This is a genomic window from Sphingobium sp. TomTYG73, from assembly GCF_055394245.1.
Genome location: NZ_AP027339.1, coordinates 340,263 through 352,989, shown reverse-complemented (window position 1 = coordinate 352,989; position 12,727 = coordinate 340,263). Strand labels below are relative to the sequence as shown.

Annotated in this window: 15 protein-coding genes; 3 read left to right on the top strand and 12 right to left on the bottom strand. The window is 64.2% G+C overall.

The genetic code is table 11. The annotated features are described in order from the left end of the window. The first annotated feature begins 125 nt into the window (after positions 1-125). Positions 126-755: a glutathione S-transferase family protein gene (locus ACZ5TH_RS01935; RefSeq protein WP_464794405.1), complete on the top strand. Its 630-nt coding sequence runs from the start codon at positions 126-128 to the stop codon at positions 753-755. Between the two features lie 63 nt (positions 756-818). Here the strand turns inward: ACZ5TH_RS01935 and ACZ5TH_RS01930 are convergent, their stop codons facing one another. Further along, complete coding sequence (locus ACZ5TH_RS01930; protein ID WP_464794404.1) at positions 819-1,553, bottom strand: Bax inhibitor-1/YccA family protein; 735 nt, start codon at positions 1,551-1,553, stop codon at positions 819-821. 192 nt (positions 1,554-1,745) lie between these two features. Here ACZ5TH_RS01930 and thpR point away from each other — a divergent pair, with 192 nt between their 5' ends. After that, positions 1,746-2,291, top strand: coding sequence for an RNA 2',3'-cyclic phosphodiesterase (thpR, locus tag ACZ5TH_RS01925; RefSeq protein ID WP_464794403.1), 546 nt, complete (start codon positions 1,746-1,748; stop codon positions 2,289-2,291). 21 nt (positions 2,292-2,312) lie between these two features. Here the strand turns inward: thpR and ACZ5TH_RS01920 are convergent, their stop codons facing one another. The 11 genes from ACZ5TH_RS01920 to ACZ5TH_RS01870 all read right to left on the bottom strand — a co-directional run bounded on the left by ACZ5TH_RS01920 (position 2,313) and on the right by ACZ5TH_RS01870 (position 12,295). Then, entirely contained in the window at positions 2,313-2,852 is a 540-nt protein-coding gene (locus tag ACZ5TH_RS01920; protein ID WP_464794402.1) for a superoxide dismutase family protein, read from the bottom strand. Positions 2,853-3,174: 322 nt separating this feature from the next. After that, positions 3,175-4,263 carry an OmpA family protein gene (locus ACZ5TH_RS01915; RefSeq protein WP_464772004.1) on the bottom strand — a complete coding sequence of 363 codons (1,089 nt, stop codon included), beginning with the start codon at positions 4,261-4,263 and terminating at the stop codon, positions 3,175-3,177. Between the two features lie 178 nt (positions 4,264-4,441). After that, positions 4,442-4,945, bottom strand: a complete 504-nt coding sequence (locus ACZ5TH_RS01910; protein ID WP_464772003.1) for a DUF2793 domain-containing protein — start codon at positions 4,943-4,945, stop codon at positions 4,442-4,444. 31 nt (positions 4,946-4,976) lie between these two features. Next, positions 4,977-7,172 carry a phage tail protein gene (locus tag ACZ5TH_RS01905; protein ID WP_464794401.1) on the bottom strand — a complete coding sequence of 732 codons (2,196 nt, stop codon included), beginning with the start codon at positions 7,170-7,172 and terminating at the stop codon, positions 4,977-4,979. An 8-nt stretch (positions 7,173-7,180) separates the two neighbouring features. Next, positions 7,181-7,570, bottom strand: coding sequence for a peptidoglycan endopeptidase (locus tag ACZ5TH_RS01900; protein WP_464794400.1), 390 nt, complete (start codon positions 7,568-7,570; stop codon positions 7,181-7,183). An 8-nt stretch (positions 7,571-7,578) separates the two neighbouring features. After that, positions 7,579-8,394: a DUF2163 domain-containing protein gene (locus ACZ5TH_RS01895; protein ID WP_464794399.1), complete on the bottom strand. Its 816-nt coding sequence runs from the start codon at positions 8,392-8,394 to the stop codon at positions 7,579-7,581. Next, complete coding sequence (locus ACZ5TH_RS01890; RefSeq protein ID WP_464794398.1) at positions 8,391-10,721, bottom strand: DUF2460 domain-containing protein; 2,331 nt, start codon at positions 10,719-10,721, stop codon at positions 8,391-8,393. Before ACZ5TH_RS01890 ends, ACZ5TH_RS01895 begins: the two co-directional genes overlap by 4 nt. Next, positions 10,718-11,269, bottom strand: coding sequence for a tail tape measure protein (locus ACZ5TH_RS01885; protein ID WP_464794397.1), 552 nt, complete (start codon positions 11,267-11,269; stop codon positions 10,718-10,720). Before ACZ5TH_RS01885 ends, ACZ5TH_RS01890 begins: the two co-directional genes overlap by 4 nt. Positions 11,270-11,376: 107 nt before the next feature. Further along, positions 11,377-11,571, bottom strand: a complete 195-nt coding sequence (locus tag ACZ5TH_RS01880) for a phage tail assembly chaperone (RefSeq protein WP_464794396.1) — start codon at positions 11,569-11,571, stop codon at positions 11,377-11,379. Next, complete coding sequence (locus ACZ5TH_RS01875) at positions 11,568-11,882, bottom strand: gene transfer agent family protein (protein WP_464795036.1); 315 nt, start codon at positions 11,880-11,882, stop codon at positions 11,568-11,570. The genes ACZ5TH_RS01880 and ACZ5TH_RS01875 overlap by 4 nt, the downstream gene beginning before the upstream one ends. A 5-nt stretch (positions 11,883-11,887) precedes the next feature. Next, positions 11,888-12,295, bottom strand: coding sequence for a phage tail tube protein (locus ACZ5TH_RS01870; protein ID WP_464794395.1), 408 nt, complete (start codon positions 12,293-12,295; stop codon positions 11,888-11,890). A 54-nt stretch (positions 12,296-12,349) separates the two neighbouring features. Between ACZ5TH_RS01870 and ACZ5TH_RS01865 the strand changes: the two genes are divergently transcribed. Next, positions 12,350-12,679: a hypothetical protein gene (locus tag ACZ5TH_RS01865; protein ID WP_464794394.1), complete on the top strand. Its 330-nt coding sequence runs from the start codon at positions 12,350-12,352 to the stop codon at positions 12,677-12,679. Positions 12,680-12,727 lie beyond the last annotated feature (48 nt).

The following is a 12,727-nucleotide window of genomic DNA, read 5'->3' as shown; positions in this document are numbered from 1 at the left end:
CAAGCGCAACATCAAAGGCGATCTGAACGGCCACCCACAATCAAAATTCCAATGGCCGACACCACCAGCATTTGCCAATCTGGCGCCCGCGAATTCCAACCACGTCTTCACGAGGGAAGAGTCACATGGCCACAGACATCGCCTTCTACACCAACCCCATGTCGCGCGGGCAGATCGCACGCTGGATGCTGGAAGAAGTTGGCCAGCCCTATGACATGATCATCCTGGACTATGGCACCACCATGAAGGCGGCCGATTATCTCGCCATCAATCCGATGGGCAAGGTTCCCGCCATCGTCCATCAGGGCAAGGTCGTGACAGAGGCCGCTGCGATCTGCGCCTATCTGGCCGATACTTTCCCAGACGCGGGCCTCGCCCCGCCCCTGGATCAGCGGGCGGATTATTATCGCTGGCTGTTCTTCGCGGCTGGCCCGGTCGAAGCGGCTGTTTCCAACAAGGCGATGGGCCTCACTGTTCCTGAAGACCGCGAACGCTCCATGGGCTACGGCAACTATGGCCAGACGCTCGCAACGCTGGAGAAGGCCGTGTCAGGCGATCAATGGATTTGCGGCGGCCAGTTCACCGCGGCCGATGTCTATGTCGGCTCCCAGATCGACTGGGGATTGAGCTTCGGCACGATGGACAGCCGCCCAGCCTTCGAAACCTACGCCGCCCGCCTCCGTGAGCGCCCCGCCTACAGGCGGCAGAAGGAACTCGACGGCGCCCTCATCGCGCAGATGCAGAAGCCGGCATAAGAAAAAAGGCCCGGTGGCGCATGCCATCGGGCCTTTTTCATGTTCGGCACCGCCGCCGGAAGATCAGCGGCGATCACCCATGAAACGCAGCAGGAACAGAAACATGTTGATGAAGTCGAGATAGAGGTTCAGCGCCCCCATCACCACCGACTTGCCCATCATGTCCGTGCCAGCGACATGCGCATAGATGCTCTTGATCTTCTGCGTGTCATAAGCGGTCAGGCCCGCGAACAGCAGCACGCCGATAAAGCTGACCACCATGTCCATCGCGCTCGACCGCAAGAACAGGTTGATGAGCGACGCGACCAGCAGGCCGACCACGCCCATGATCAGGAAGGTGCCAAAGCCCGAAAGATCCTTCTTCGTCGTATAGCCCCACAGGCTAAGGCCCGCGAAAGCCGCCGCCGTCGCGAAGAAGGTCTGCGCCACCGACGTGCCGGTATAAACCAGCAGGACCGAGGAAAGCGACAGCCCCATCATCGCGGCATAGGCCCAGAACATGGCCTGCATCGCAACCGTCGACAGACGGTTCATGCCAAAGCTCATGATCATCACGAACGCCAGCGGCGCAAGCATGATGACATATTTGAGAATGCCGGGGCCAGCCAGGATCTGATAAGCCAGCCCGCTCGAGGCAAACAGCATGGCAACGACGCCCGTCAGCAGCACGCCGCTCGCCATATAATTGTAAACCGACAGCATATAGCTGCGCAGGCCAGCGTCGAAAGCCTCGCCGCGCGCAACCGTCGTCCCGCCGAAACCGGCAATGTTCGAGCGGGGGTCAGACCAATTGGCCATGAGATAATCTCCTTCACCGGCGCACTCCGCCGACATTGCTATTATCGCCATATCTGGCCGCTAATTCAAGGGAAGAGCGACTGGAACGCTCTAACGACATAGGATGGTTTCCTGCCTTCTCTTCCAGCGCACCCACTCCACCCTTCCTCCGCTTCCGCTGACACAATTCCCCAGGCTCGCTATAATGGCCTCATGCACCGCCTCTTCGTCGCCATTCGCCCGCCGGAGCCAATCCGGGCGCGCTTATTGTCATTGATGAGCGGCATCGCTGGCGCGCGATGGCAGAGCGAGGGTCAACTGCACCTGACCTTACGCTTTGTAGGAAACGCCGACCGGCACCAGGCCAACGATCTGGCCGAGGCGCTGGCAGCCGTGCGCTTCGCTCCTTTCGCGATCTCCTTGTCCGGCCTCGGACAGTTCGAGCGCAAAGGGCGAACCGACACATTATGGGCAGCCGTTCAACCTCGCGATGCGCTCGACCAGCTTCATCAGAAGATCGACCGCTCCTGTGTTGCGGCGGGCTTTCCGGCTGAGCAACGCGCCTATCTGCCCCACATCACTCTCGCCCGCTTCGGCCGTAACGGGGGCAGCACGAACGGGTTCCTAACCTATCACGCCGGACTTTCCAGTCCTCCATTTCTGGTGGACGAATTTGCCCTTTTCGAAAGCCACCTCACGCAGAATGGAGCGCATTATGAGATGGCGGCGGTATATCCTGCCGACCCGTCCGCTCTCTAAAATACGTGCCCGCGGGCGTCTTCAACCGGCGGACAATATACCACAGGCAATGCGCCCGCCTGCGTTACCCGCAGGATCGGTCTTGTTGTCATCCGCCTGAGCATGGATCACGATGGCGGCGCCATCTGCGTCTAGGACCGCATTGGCCCCACTGCGCAAGGTCACGCCGGGGACCACGAACTCCATTCGCCCAGTCCCATCCGGTCCAACGGTCAGGTTTGGCATGTCTCCCATATGCATGCCCGCCGGGTTATCCCGGCCATGTTGGCGCGCGGTTGGATTCCAATGGCCGCCCGCGCTGGTGAAGTCGGGCGGCGTGCATGTTCCGGTCATGTGGATATGGACCGCATGAACACCAGGCGTGAGTCCGCTTGCCCGCACATCGACATGCAGGCCGTCCGTCGCTTCCGTCACCTTGGCTTCGCCCCGAGCCAACCCGTCCGCAGCCAACAAGACAGCGCGTGCATTTGGCATCCCAGCCGACGCGGAATTCACAGCCCCGCTCGTGCAGGCGGTAAGGCAAAGTGCTAGGGGCGCAAAGACAATTAGGGCGTTTTTCATGATCAATGCACTCCCGGTGAAGAATCAAAACATCGTGCGCAAAAGCGGGAAACTGTATTCGGCAAAGCCAACGTGGCAACTATTAACCAAGTGCGCATCCCACGTTCGATCTGACGCGGCGCACTCTAGCTGGCGAACGCAACAAGTCGCCATTTGTTGCGCATATAGTCCACAATGCCAAGCGATCTCCCCAACGCTGACGGCCAGACGGTGGCAATGAAACCACTCGCTGGTCGATGCGCCTGATCACCGCAAAGGAAAAGGGGCCGGTCTTTCGACCAGCCCCTCAACCTTGTTCCATCCGCGAAGATGGAAATCTTGCTTACTGACCCGAACCCGGACCGTAAGTGATTTCCACGCGACGGTTCTGCAGTTCGCGAACACCGTCGGCGGTTTCGACGCGGGGGTTCGATTCACCGAACGCCTGGGTCGTGATCACGCCGTCAGGGATACCCTTCGACGAGATGTAGGCCTTGACCGCGTCAGCACGGCGCTGCGACAGGCCGACGTTGTACGATGCCGAACCCGAACGGTCCGCATAACCTGCCAGCATGACCTGGGCGCTGCCGCAGTTGCTGTAGGCCGAAACGGCGTTGTCCAGAATGGTCGCGGCGTCAGGCGTGACGTCCGACTTGTCCCATTCGAAGAACACGATGTACGGCCCGGGGCTGCACTCAGCGACCGGCGGAGGCGGCGGAGGCGGCGGCGGAGGCGGCGGAGGCGGCGGCGGGGGCGGCGGAGGAGCAGCCGGTTCACCACCGAAGTTGTAGGTCAGGCCCAGCAGAAGGCTGTGCGTACGCAGCTTGGTGCTGACATCGCCACCGGCAACGCCCACCGCAGTGGTGTAGGCCGGAACCAGATCAATGTTGTCCTGGTTGAAGAAGCGATACTTCAGCGACACGTCAACATTGTTGGTCAGCGGATAGCGAACGCCCGCAATCGCCTGCCAGGCGAAGCCGGTGTCGCTGTCGTTGACCAGGTCATTGGCCAGCTTGGCGCGCGAAACGCCGACACCGCCACCGACGAAGCCCTGCAGGCCGTCGTCCGAACCGAAGTCAAGCAGACCGTTCAGCATGAACGAAAGGGCCGACGCGGAACCGCCGAAACCGCTATTGTCCAGGTCAACCTTGGCACGCTTGTAACCAGCTTCGGCTTCAAGACGGAAACCGCCGAAGTCGTAACCGATGACCGCATCACCGTCCCAACCCTTGTGGTAGTCGACATTTTCCAGCGTGGTGCTGGCAGTGCCAAGACCAGTCGTCGGATCGATACCGGGCGTGAAGGTGATGTCCTGATCTTCAACAATGGTAACACCGGAATCGATTCCGATATACCAGCTGTTATCACGCGCCAGGGCCGGGGTGGCCAGGGCGGAGGAGGCAAGCACAGCCGCGAGGGCAAGCTTCCGCATTTGAATTCCCCTTTCAAAAGTGTCACGAAGGACTGCTGAAACCATGTATCGGCAAGAAAGTTTCATGGCAAGTCCACAATTGGTGAAACTGTTGCTCAAATACATCACACGGCTCGAGAAGCCCGGTAGCACAAGCATTTCCGCGAGCCTCTATTGTAAAAGATGGACACCCCTCAAGTCATGGTTCGATCAGTCCGTGACTGCGCATCGCATTTAAAATCGCGACCAGGGAACTTCTCGCCTCACTGTCGACGGAGCTTCCCCCCACGGGGTTGGCTATGGCCGGTTGCCGCGCCCCCGCAATCCGCTCGCCCTCGACATAGAAGCCGTCGCTGCGAGCCGCTGCATCCTGCCAATCGCTGCCGTCGAAATACATCGAGTGCCCCCGGTCCACGACCCGCAGCCTCAAGCCCGCACGCGGCGCGACAAACCGCCATCCGCCTCCAGTCCAACAGGCGACCGACCCATCCTGCCCCGACCAGCTTTCTGAAGCGCCTTCCGCCACGATCCAACACTGGCCCTCATCGGGCGAAGTTGGCGGCACATCCTCGTCAGCGCTTTCCACCGCGCCATGCAGCAGCATGTCGATCCGCGCCAGCGCCTCGTTGTGAAAGACTTCCTTCTGCGCCTGCCCGGCGAAAAGCTGGGGCAATGCCCAGCGGGGCGTCGCATCGCTCGTCATGATCGAACTTCCTTTTTCCAATTGTCGGTTATCAAAGCGGCAAGACGATCCGCGCTGCCCGTCCCAGGGCGAAAGAGCCGATCTGCCGCACCTCGATCGTCAATGCGCCGCCGCCATCCGCGTCGAATGCGTCCGCGTCATATGCCCATGACGGCGATGTGGTTTCGATCCGGCGCATCAGGGCGCCATCCGCCAGCACGCGCAGTTCGTAACGCTCGCTCTCCTCGCCCAGCGGCACATCCGCCCCGCTGATCCAGCGCCAGCCATTCCTGCTCCGCCGGACCCAGCTCAGATTCCATCCGCCCGCCCCGTCGGCAACGGCGCGAAGGTGAACGGGCGCCACCGGCGTCACCGCTTCCCCGCTGACGGTCAGCTCTGCCTCCACCGGCTCCGCATCGCCAATCCCCACCGCCGAAAGCCGCAACGTGCTGCCGATCTCGCCATTGCCCAGGGCTGCAAAAGGTTCGGCAAGCCGCTCCTCCTCGATCAGCAGAAACGGCTCGCCAGCGACATGCGCATCCATAGCCCATTCGGTCCCGAACAATCCCCGCCGCAGCCCTTCCAGCCGGAAGCTCGCCGCGCCCGTCTGCACCGCGCGGGAAAATTGCAGAAGCTCCCGTCCAACCATGCAAAGATTGCGTCCCTGCGCCAAAGCCGCCTCATCCGCGTCGCCAAGCTCCATGTCCGCCGCCAGCAGCGTCACATGCAGGCTGTTGACCAGATCGATCAGCGCCCAGCTCCCCTGCCCCAACGCGTCGTCAGCCTCTCCCATCACGGCGCGCGGCGCAGTGCGGCCGACCGGATTGGCTTCCCCCGTATCGCTCATCACGAACAGGGCCGCGTTCCTCCACCCTTCCCCGCCACTGGCCGCCGCAGCGATCAAGGGCGCTGTGGCCGCCGCCTCCCGCAACGGCGGAAGGTCGGTCAGCATCAATGTGGTAGGTCCATGCGGCGCATCCGCCTGCCGCACGATCGCGCCGGAGGACGCTCCCGCAGGCAAGACGCCTCCCGCCCCCGGCACCCGCCGCAGCGCCAACCGAACGGCCATGGCTTCCCATTCCCGTTCCTCCACCCGCCAGCGGCCCGGCATGGCCTCGACCGTCACCAGATCACCGGGCTCATGGCGCAGGGCGTCCCACCCGCACCGCAGCGTCATGGCGGATCGGCCCGTCCAGTCATGACCAAGATGACGGGCCGCCAGACGACGCGCGGCATCGCCAGACATGGTGACCGGCAGATCGATCCCGCGCTCGACCCGCCCCGTCCCCGGCCGACTGACGCGCTGCACCCCCGCCTGATAGTCACGCGCCGCATCATAATGGCGCAGCGACAGGGCCAGCGGTACCGCATCGGCGCTTTCCCCCGACTGTTCGACGGCATCGATGGCCCGCCCATTGATACGCTTGCACAAAGTGCCCGCGCCGATCTCACCACCCGTCTCATCGCCCCCTGTGCCGGTCAGCCGCAGTCCGTCTTCAGCAGCAACAAGGGCAAGATCCCATGCCTCCACCAGTGGGCCGATCGCATCGATCACATCAGCTCCGCCCGCCGCAAAGCCATCGACGGCCCCGTCTGCGGCAGCAGCAAGCGCGCCACCACTCAGGTCCACGGCCACCGTCGCGATGGTTACCACCCCCTCATCCGCTTCCACCTCGAAGGTCAGCGACGGAATGCGGTTGCCATAATCGGCAAGCTGCAAATCCTCGAACACCGCATAGGCGATGCCCCGATGCCCCGGCGTCCGGTCAACGCCCTCCGCCGAAGCGATGAGCGGATCGGCAGCCTGATCCTCACTCCCCAAATGCAGACGGAACGCACCCAACCCCGACTTGAAATCCCCCGCAGCCCCGCGCAGCAGATTGCCGTCCGCCCATATGCGCCGCACCGCCCGCACCCGCCGCGCCGACAACGCAACCGCGAAACTCGCGGAATAGCTGTAGCTTGTGACGCTCGGCCGCCCCTTGCCACCGCCACTCTTGTTGCGCTTTTCCTTAAGGTCGGTCGCCCAGATGACCGATCCGGCGGCACGCATCGTACCAAACAGCTTCGGGATCTGCGCGCCATAGCTCGACGTCTGCAACTGCAATTCGGTCAGCCGCCTGCCCTCGCGACCCTTGGGCTTGAACAGCACCGCCTGATCCAGGCTGCCGCCGATCAATCCGCCGATCGCACCGCCCAGCGGCCCACCGATCGCCGTGCCCAGCGCCGTCAGCACTAAAGTCGCCATGTCTGCTCCTATATCGCCCGCCAATGGCCGATGACGGGCCAGGGCGAAGGCCCCGGCGTCTCGACCACGCGCCCCAGCCCGGCATGCGCATGCACATGCCCGCCGGGGACCAAAATCATCAGATGCAATTGCAACGGCCCCGGCCGCACCAGCGCCAGGTCGCCCGCCTGCCCCCGCTCAACCGCCTGCAAGCCCGCCCGCTCCAGCCAGTCGCGCGCCAGAGCCGCATCGCCCGACCGCAGCCCGTAGCCTCGCGGCGCGGTACCTCGATGCCCCGCCTCCCTCAGCGCCAGAGCCGCCAGCCCAACGCAATCGATGCCGCTCGTCCTGCTGCGTCCCTGCAGCCGGAAAGGCACCCCCACCAGATCGCGCGCCGCCGCCACGATCCGGTCCCCCATTACGCCACTCACGCGCCCGGATAGCGCGTCAGAAGGTCCGTCCCCGGCAAATAAGGCTCCCCCCTGAAATTCACGACATTGGCAAAGCGCGTCCGACACGTATCCAACTGCCGGTCACAACCTTCTGTCAGCAGCGCCAGCGTCCCTGCCGCCACCGCAAAACATGGCGGATCGGCCAGCGTCACCCCACTAGCCCCATTATCCACGACAGCCTGCACCGCTCCGGCATTGGCGCCCGTCAGCCACCGCAATGTGCCAAAGGCATAGACAGCCGCAGCCAACCCTGCCGCACTCACCTCCACATCATCGACAGCCGACACCGCCACGACCTTACGCCGCCCCGCCAGATCGACACGACACTGCCGGTCCCCCAGCCACGCCCGGCAATCGGGCGATGTAGAGGGCGCAACCGGAGCCTTCAGCGCCGCCATCGCCCCCACCAGCTCCGCCGTGAAAGCCCCGCCCTTGCGCGCCACGCTCCCAATCTCGCCGTTCGCGAGCATCAGCCACATCTCGCCCGGCGCGTCCCACTCGGTCAGCCGCAACTCCAGCGCAGCCCCGTCCCAGCGACCCGCCATCAAATCCGCCTCATTGATCGCATCCGCAATCAGCGCGCCCTGCAAGTCGGTATCCCCCGCCTCCGCACTAATCCCGCTGCGAACGGCCGAAGGCGTCATCCCCGGCGCGGCGCGATAGCGCACATGCCCGATCTCCAGATCACGGTCATGGCTCGTCAGCCCGATCGTCACCCCATCCCGCCGCTCCAGCCGCCAGCAAAAAGCGAGCGTGGCCAGCGGCCTATCCAAAGCCTCCAACCCGCTCATTCCCGTATCTCCACCAGCGGCACCGAAGGTGCCTCACCCGCCGCAAAGGTCGCGCGGTTGACGTCCAGCCTGTCCTCGGCAAAGCGCACCGGCACGTCGAAACGGAACCCCGCCGTCAGCAACGCGCCCACCGCCGGAGCCTCGTCGAACGCGATGACGCCCAGTCCCGCATGGCTCCACCCGCTGCTCAGCTCGACGCCATCCACCGCCACGCGAATGCTGCCCGCCACCGGCCGGGTGATGCGCCGCACCTGCGCCTCCTCACCGTCGCCATAATAGCGCTGCAACGGAAACTCCGTCCGCACGCCATCCCCGGTTCCCAGACGCTGATCCAACGAACCCGGCACCATCCCCGGCGCACAGCTGCGATCATCATAAGGATCGGTAAAACGGAACCCCCGCCCCGCCCCACGTCGCGCCCGGAAGAAGGCAATCAGCTCGACAATATCCGCCTCCGATCGCACCCCCGGCCCCGCATCGAAGGACAGCCGCGCATCCGCCCAGTCGCTGCTCCGCCGCTCATGCCCGGACGGGCTCTCCACCACCTGCGTCGAAAAAGCAGGCGACAGGCTCGCGTCCCGCCCAATGGCGATCGGAAACGCCACATCGTCAAAGGCTTGCATCTCATCATCCCCCTGAAGTCTGAAGCAGGTGAAGCCATCCCGCGCCACCTGCGGCAGCGCCCACACGAATGTCGCCGCCGTCCCCCGCCGCACCGCCGCCTCCGCCGCGTCAGCGATCTGCCGCCACTGCGCCGCCTGCTCAGCCAGCAGCACGAAGCCCGAAAAATAATGCTGCTCCTCCACCGGATAGCCGAGCCTAGCCGTCGCCACCTCGACCCCCCGAGACGTGCGCGTGGGCCGCCCCTCCGTCACCCAATCATAATCTTCCAGCTGCAACACATCGAAGGCAGGCGCAGCCCATCCCACCGGCATGTTCGCCCGCTTGGCCTCCGGCGCGAGCGGGTCGAGTACCGTCGGCAGATAGGCGAGCAAATGCGTCACCGCCCCCGGCGCCACCCCCTTCACCCACGCACACAGCGCCGCCGTAGACGCCGCCAGCAGCGCCCCCGCCTGATCCAGCAGAGCCTTTTGCGGCCCGCTCAACACACCCCGCACGTCGCTGATCGAAACCGGGCTCCCACCAAAGGCAGCCCGCGCCGCCGCGTCATAAATGCAGATCCGCCCATCGGCGGGCATCACCCACCACCATGGCTCACCGACCTGAAACTTGATCGGAATACCGGCACTCAACCCAATGGAAACAAAGGCCCCAGCCACGAGCCGCAAATAGCTCATCGCCCCATCATGCGCAGGCGACAGCAAAGTCGAGGGCGGCGACCAACCCGTCAGCGCCGCATCACCATTCTCCGCGCGTTGCTTCCAATCATTCCAGCAATGCGCGTCCAGCAACTCGTAGGAAAGCGACCAGATCACCCCTAGCCCCAGAGCCTTTGCCCGCCCCGCAAAGTCAGCATGCCAAGCCGCACAAGGCGCGTTCAACACGCCTCCCGCCAGGCTCACATAAAAACCCCCACCCAGCGGTTCGAGCCGGAAATAATGGCTCATCCCAACATAATGATTGATGTCGCCGCGATAGCCCAGCGCATGGATCGCCTCGACAATCCGCTCAGGCGTCTGGTTGAAACAATCATCATAGCCTGTCGCCATCGACAGCCCATGTTCCGGCACCATCACATCGCCAACACTCAGCACCGACCCCGCGCCGTCGCAGCGCATCGCCGACAGCTCGGCCCAGCCCTCAACCCCCGCCGCGAAAGCCGTAACCCCAGCATCATAGCCCGGCGGCGCAAGAGAAATGAACATCCGGTCCACATCGCCCGCCCAAACCGGGTCAGCCTCTCCCGGCAGCAGGAAGCCGCCATCCAGATCAGCGAAATTCAAAACAACTTCAGCGTCTTCCGCCGATCCGTTCGCATAGTTCCAAAGCCGCACATACCAGGACCTCGGAGTGCCCGCCGCATCCCGCCCCTCGATAGTCAGCGTCGGCCCATGCACCTCGTCCAGCCGCTTCAGCCCCCCGCTCCGCCAACGGAACCGCAGCACGCAATCCCGAAAATCGCGAGCCGTCTCATAGGCAAGCAGCGGATGGCTCCACTTGTCCTCCGCCTCCCAGATCAACCCCGCCAGATCGCCGGACCCATAAAAGACCGCATCCACCCGCAAAGCATCAGGCGCCGTCGTGACGACGCTCGCCATCATCGGCCGCGGAAAGTTCACCGTCCAATGCGTTGGCGCAAAACGCTTCATGAAGCGCTCTTCCTGCCCCCGACGCGCGTCCGCCAACCAATAGCCCAGCCCACTCATCCGTTCAGCGCCCCCCTGACCGCCCGCGCCACCTGCCGCGCGCTCCGCGCCAGCATCCGCGCATTGTCGAACCCTTCGCCACGCCCCTGCACGGCGATGTTCACCCGCACATCGCGCCCACCCGCGCCGCCATTCGCCATCACCTGTCCGCTAGCCGTAGGCACGAACAGTTCCGGGCCCCGCTCACCCACGACATAGGCGCGCCCTGGCGACACCGGCCCGCCAGTAGCCCGCCCCGGCAAGCCCAGCGCCGCCCCCGCCAACGTCAGCAAGGAACCACCCACGCCGCCAACACTCCCGGCACCAGACCGCACCGCCCCCGCCGCAATCTCCTCCAGCACCGACAGCGCAACCTGCTTTAGCTCCTCAAACCCAAAGCGCCCGCTGCGCACCGCCCGCAACAACCCCTGCTCAATCCGCCGCCCCGCCCGCTCCGCGCCCGAAGCCAACGGCCCTTCCAACGCCCCCCGCATCGCTTCCACATCCCGCGAAAGCCCCTGCGTATCCGCCCGAACCCGCACCACCAGCGTCTCGATTTCCTCGTCCATCCCCTGCCTCCAAGAGCCACCAAAATAAGCCCCTCCCCTTCAGGGGAGGGGTTGGGGTGGGGGCGGCCCCCACGCGACCACTCTAATTCTGTCCGGAGATCGCTGCCTCAATCCGGCATAACCCCCAGCAACCGCTCCAACTCCCCCTTATCCACCCCAACCTCCGGCTCCTCCTCACCCCGAGCCGCCCGCAACACCGCCTCCAACTCCACCGGAGTAGATCGCCAGAACTCATCCGGCCGCCACCCCAGCAACCATCCCGCGACGCCAGCCAAGCGCGCCGCCGCTTTGAAGAAGCTCATCGTCCCCCCAATATCTGCCTGATGATGCCGCCCAGCACCGGCGACAGCTTCGCCAGCCCCGCCTCGACGATCGCCTCGCCCAGCCTCTCACGCGTCATCCCCTCGGGCGCATCAGAAAGGCAGTGCCAGAACAGCCCCGCCATATCGGACAGCGACAGCTTGCCCGCAGCCGCCCGGTCGACCAGCTCAAACAGTGGCCCCAACTCCTGCTCCGCCGCCACCAGAGCCGCAAAGCTCGGCCGCAGCCGCAAAGCCTCGCCAGCCACTTCCAATGCAGCCTCGCCCCTTGCGCTATTGGGCGCCTCATTCACCGCGCTCACTCCGACACCACCGGGCCGGAGCTTTCCAGGCTAAGCGCATAATTACGCTCACCATTATAATCGCCCGCATAATCGAGCCGCGTGACCAGGAAGCGCCCACGCATCCGCTCGCCACTTTCAAAGCTCAATTCAAACTGCTCGATCGTCCCGGCCAGCGCATGATTACGCACGCGCACCTCGGCCGCCGATCCGGTGAATATCCCCGCCGCCGACACGCTGACCGACCGCACGCCCGCGCCCGACAGCAGCTCGCGCCACCCACCGGAATCCTTGGACGTGACGTTGACGCCCTCGCCGTTCACCGACAGCTGCGTAGTCCGCATCCCGGCCACCGTCGCATAGGCGACAGGCGACCCGCCATCGCCCACTTTCAATAGAAACGCGCTTCCTTTTTCCACTGCCATGGAGCATTCTCCTGTAAGATAAACCGTGCCTGAATTGCGATTGGAGAGGTTCGAATGCTGTTCGCTGCTCCCCTCATGATGATGCTGGCCGCCTCGGCGCAAAACGGCGATGCCGTCGGCGCTGGCCGCAAGGCGTATTCCGAGTGCCTGTCGAAAGAGATCAGTCCCGCGCTCGACAAAAAGCTGTCGCTCGGCGACTTCCAGTCCACGCTGAAATCAAAATGCAGCGCCAAGGAAGCCGCCTTCCGCGCCGCCATCGTCGCTGACGACAGATCCACCGGCATGTCCGACAAGGACGCCCAAGCCGACGCCGACGACCAGATCGCCGAATATGTCGACAAGATCACCGGCGAGTTCGAGGATTATTCCAAACCGGGCGGTTGAAGCGTGGCACCACGACTAGCGCTATGATGCCGAACGCATATGGGTGAG

Coding starts and splice junctions, on each gene's coding strand:
- ACZ5TH_RS01935 (WP_464794405.1), top strand. CDS start 126: ATGGCCACAGACATCGCCTTCTACACCAACCCCATGTCGCGCGGGCAG.
- ACZ5TH_RS01930 (WP_464794404.1), bottom strand. CDS start 1,553: ATGGCCAATTGGTCTGACCCCCGCTCGAACATTGCCGGTTTCGGCGGG.
- thpR (WP_464794403.1), top strand. CDS start 1,746: ATGCACCGCCTCTTCGTCGCCATTCGCCCGCCGGAGCCAATCCGGGCG.
- ACZ5TH_RS01920 (WP_464794402.1), bottom strand. CDS start 2,852: ATGAAAAACGCCCTAATTGTCTTTGCGCCCCTAGCACTTTGCCTTACC.
- ACZ5TH_RS01915 (WP_464772004.1), bottom strand. CDS start 4,263: ATGCGGAAGCTTGCCCTCGCGGCTGTGCTTGCCTCCTCCGCCCTGGCC.
- ACZ5TH_RS01910 (WP_464772003.1), bottom strand. CDS start 4,945: ATGACGAGCGATGCGACGCCCCGCTGGGCATTGCCCCAGCTTTTCGCC.
- ACZ5TH_RS01905 (WP_464794401.1), bottom strand. CDS start 7,172: ATGGCGACTTTAGTGCTGACGGCGCTGGGCACGGCGATCGGTGGGCCG.
- ACZ5TH_RS01900 (WP_464794400.1), bottom strand. CDS start 7,570: ATGGGGGACCGGATCGTGGCGGCGGCGCGCGATCTGGTGGGGGTGCCT.
- ACZ5TH_RS01895 (WP_464794399.1), bottom strand. CDS start 8,394: ATGAGCGGGTTGGAGGCTTTGGATAGGCCGCTGGCCACGCTCGCTTTT.
- ACZ5TH_RS01890 (WP_464794398.1), bottom strand. CDS start 10,721: ATGAGTGGGCTGGGCTATTGGTTGGCGGACGCGCGTCGGGGGCAGGAA.
- ACZ5TH_RS01885 (WP_464794397.1), bottom strand. CDS start 11,269: ATGGACGAGGAAATCGAGACGCTGGTGGTGCGGGTTCGGGCGGATACG.
- ACZ5TH_RS01880 (WP_464794396.1), bottom strand. CDS start 11,571: ATGAGCTTCTTCAAAGCGGCGGCGCGCTTGGCTGGCGTCGCGGGATGG.
- ACZ5TH_RS01870 (WP_464794395.1), bottom strand. CDS start 12,295: ATGGCAGTGGAAAAAGGAAGCGCGTTTCTATTGAAAGTGGGCGATGGC.
- ACZ5TH_RS01865 (WP_464794394.1), top strand. CDS start 12,350: ATGCTGTTCGCTGCTCCCCTCATGATGATGCTGGCCGCCTCGGCGCAA.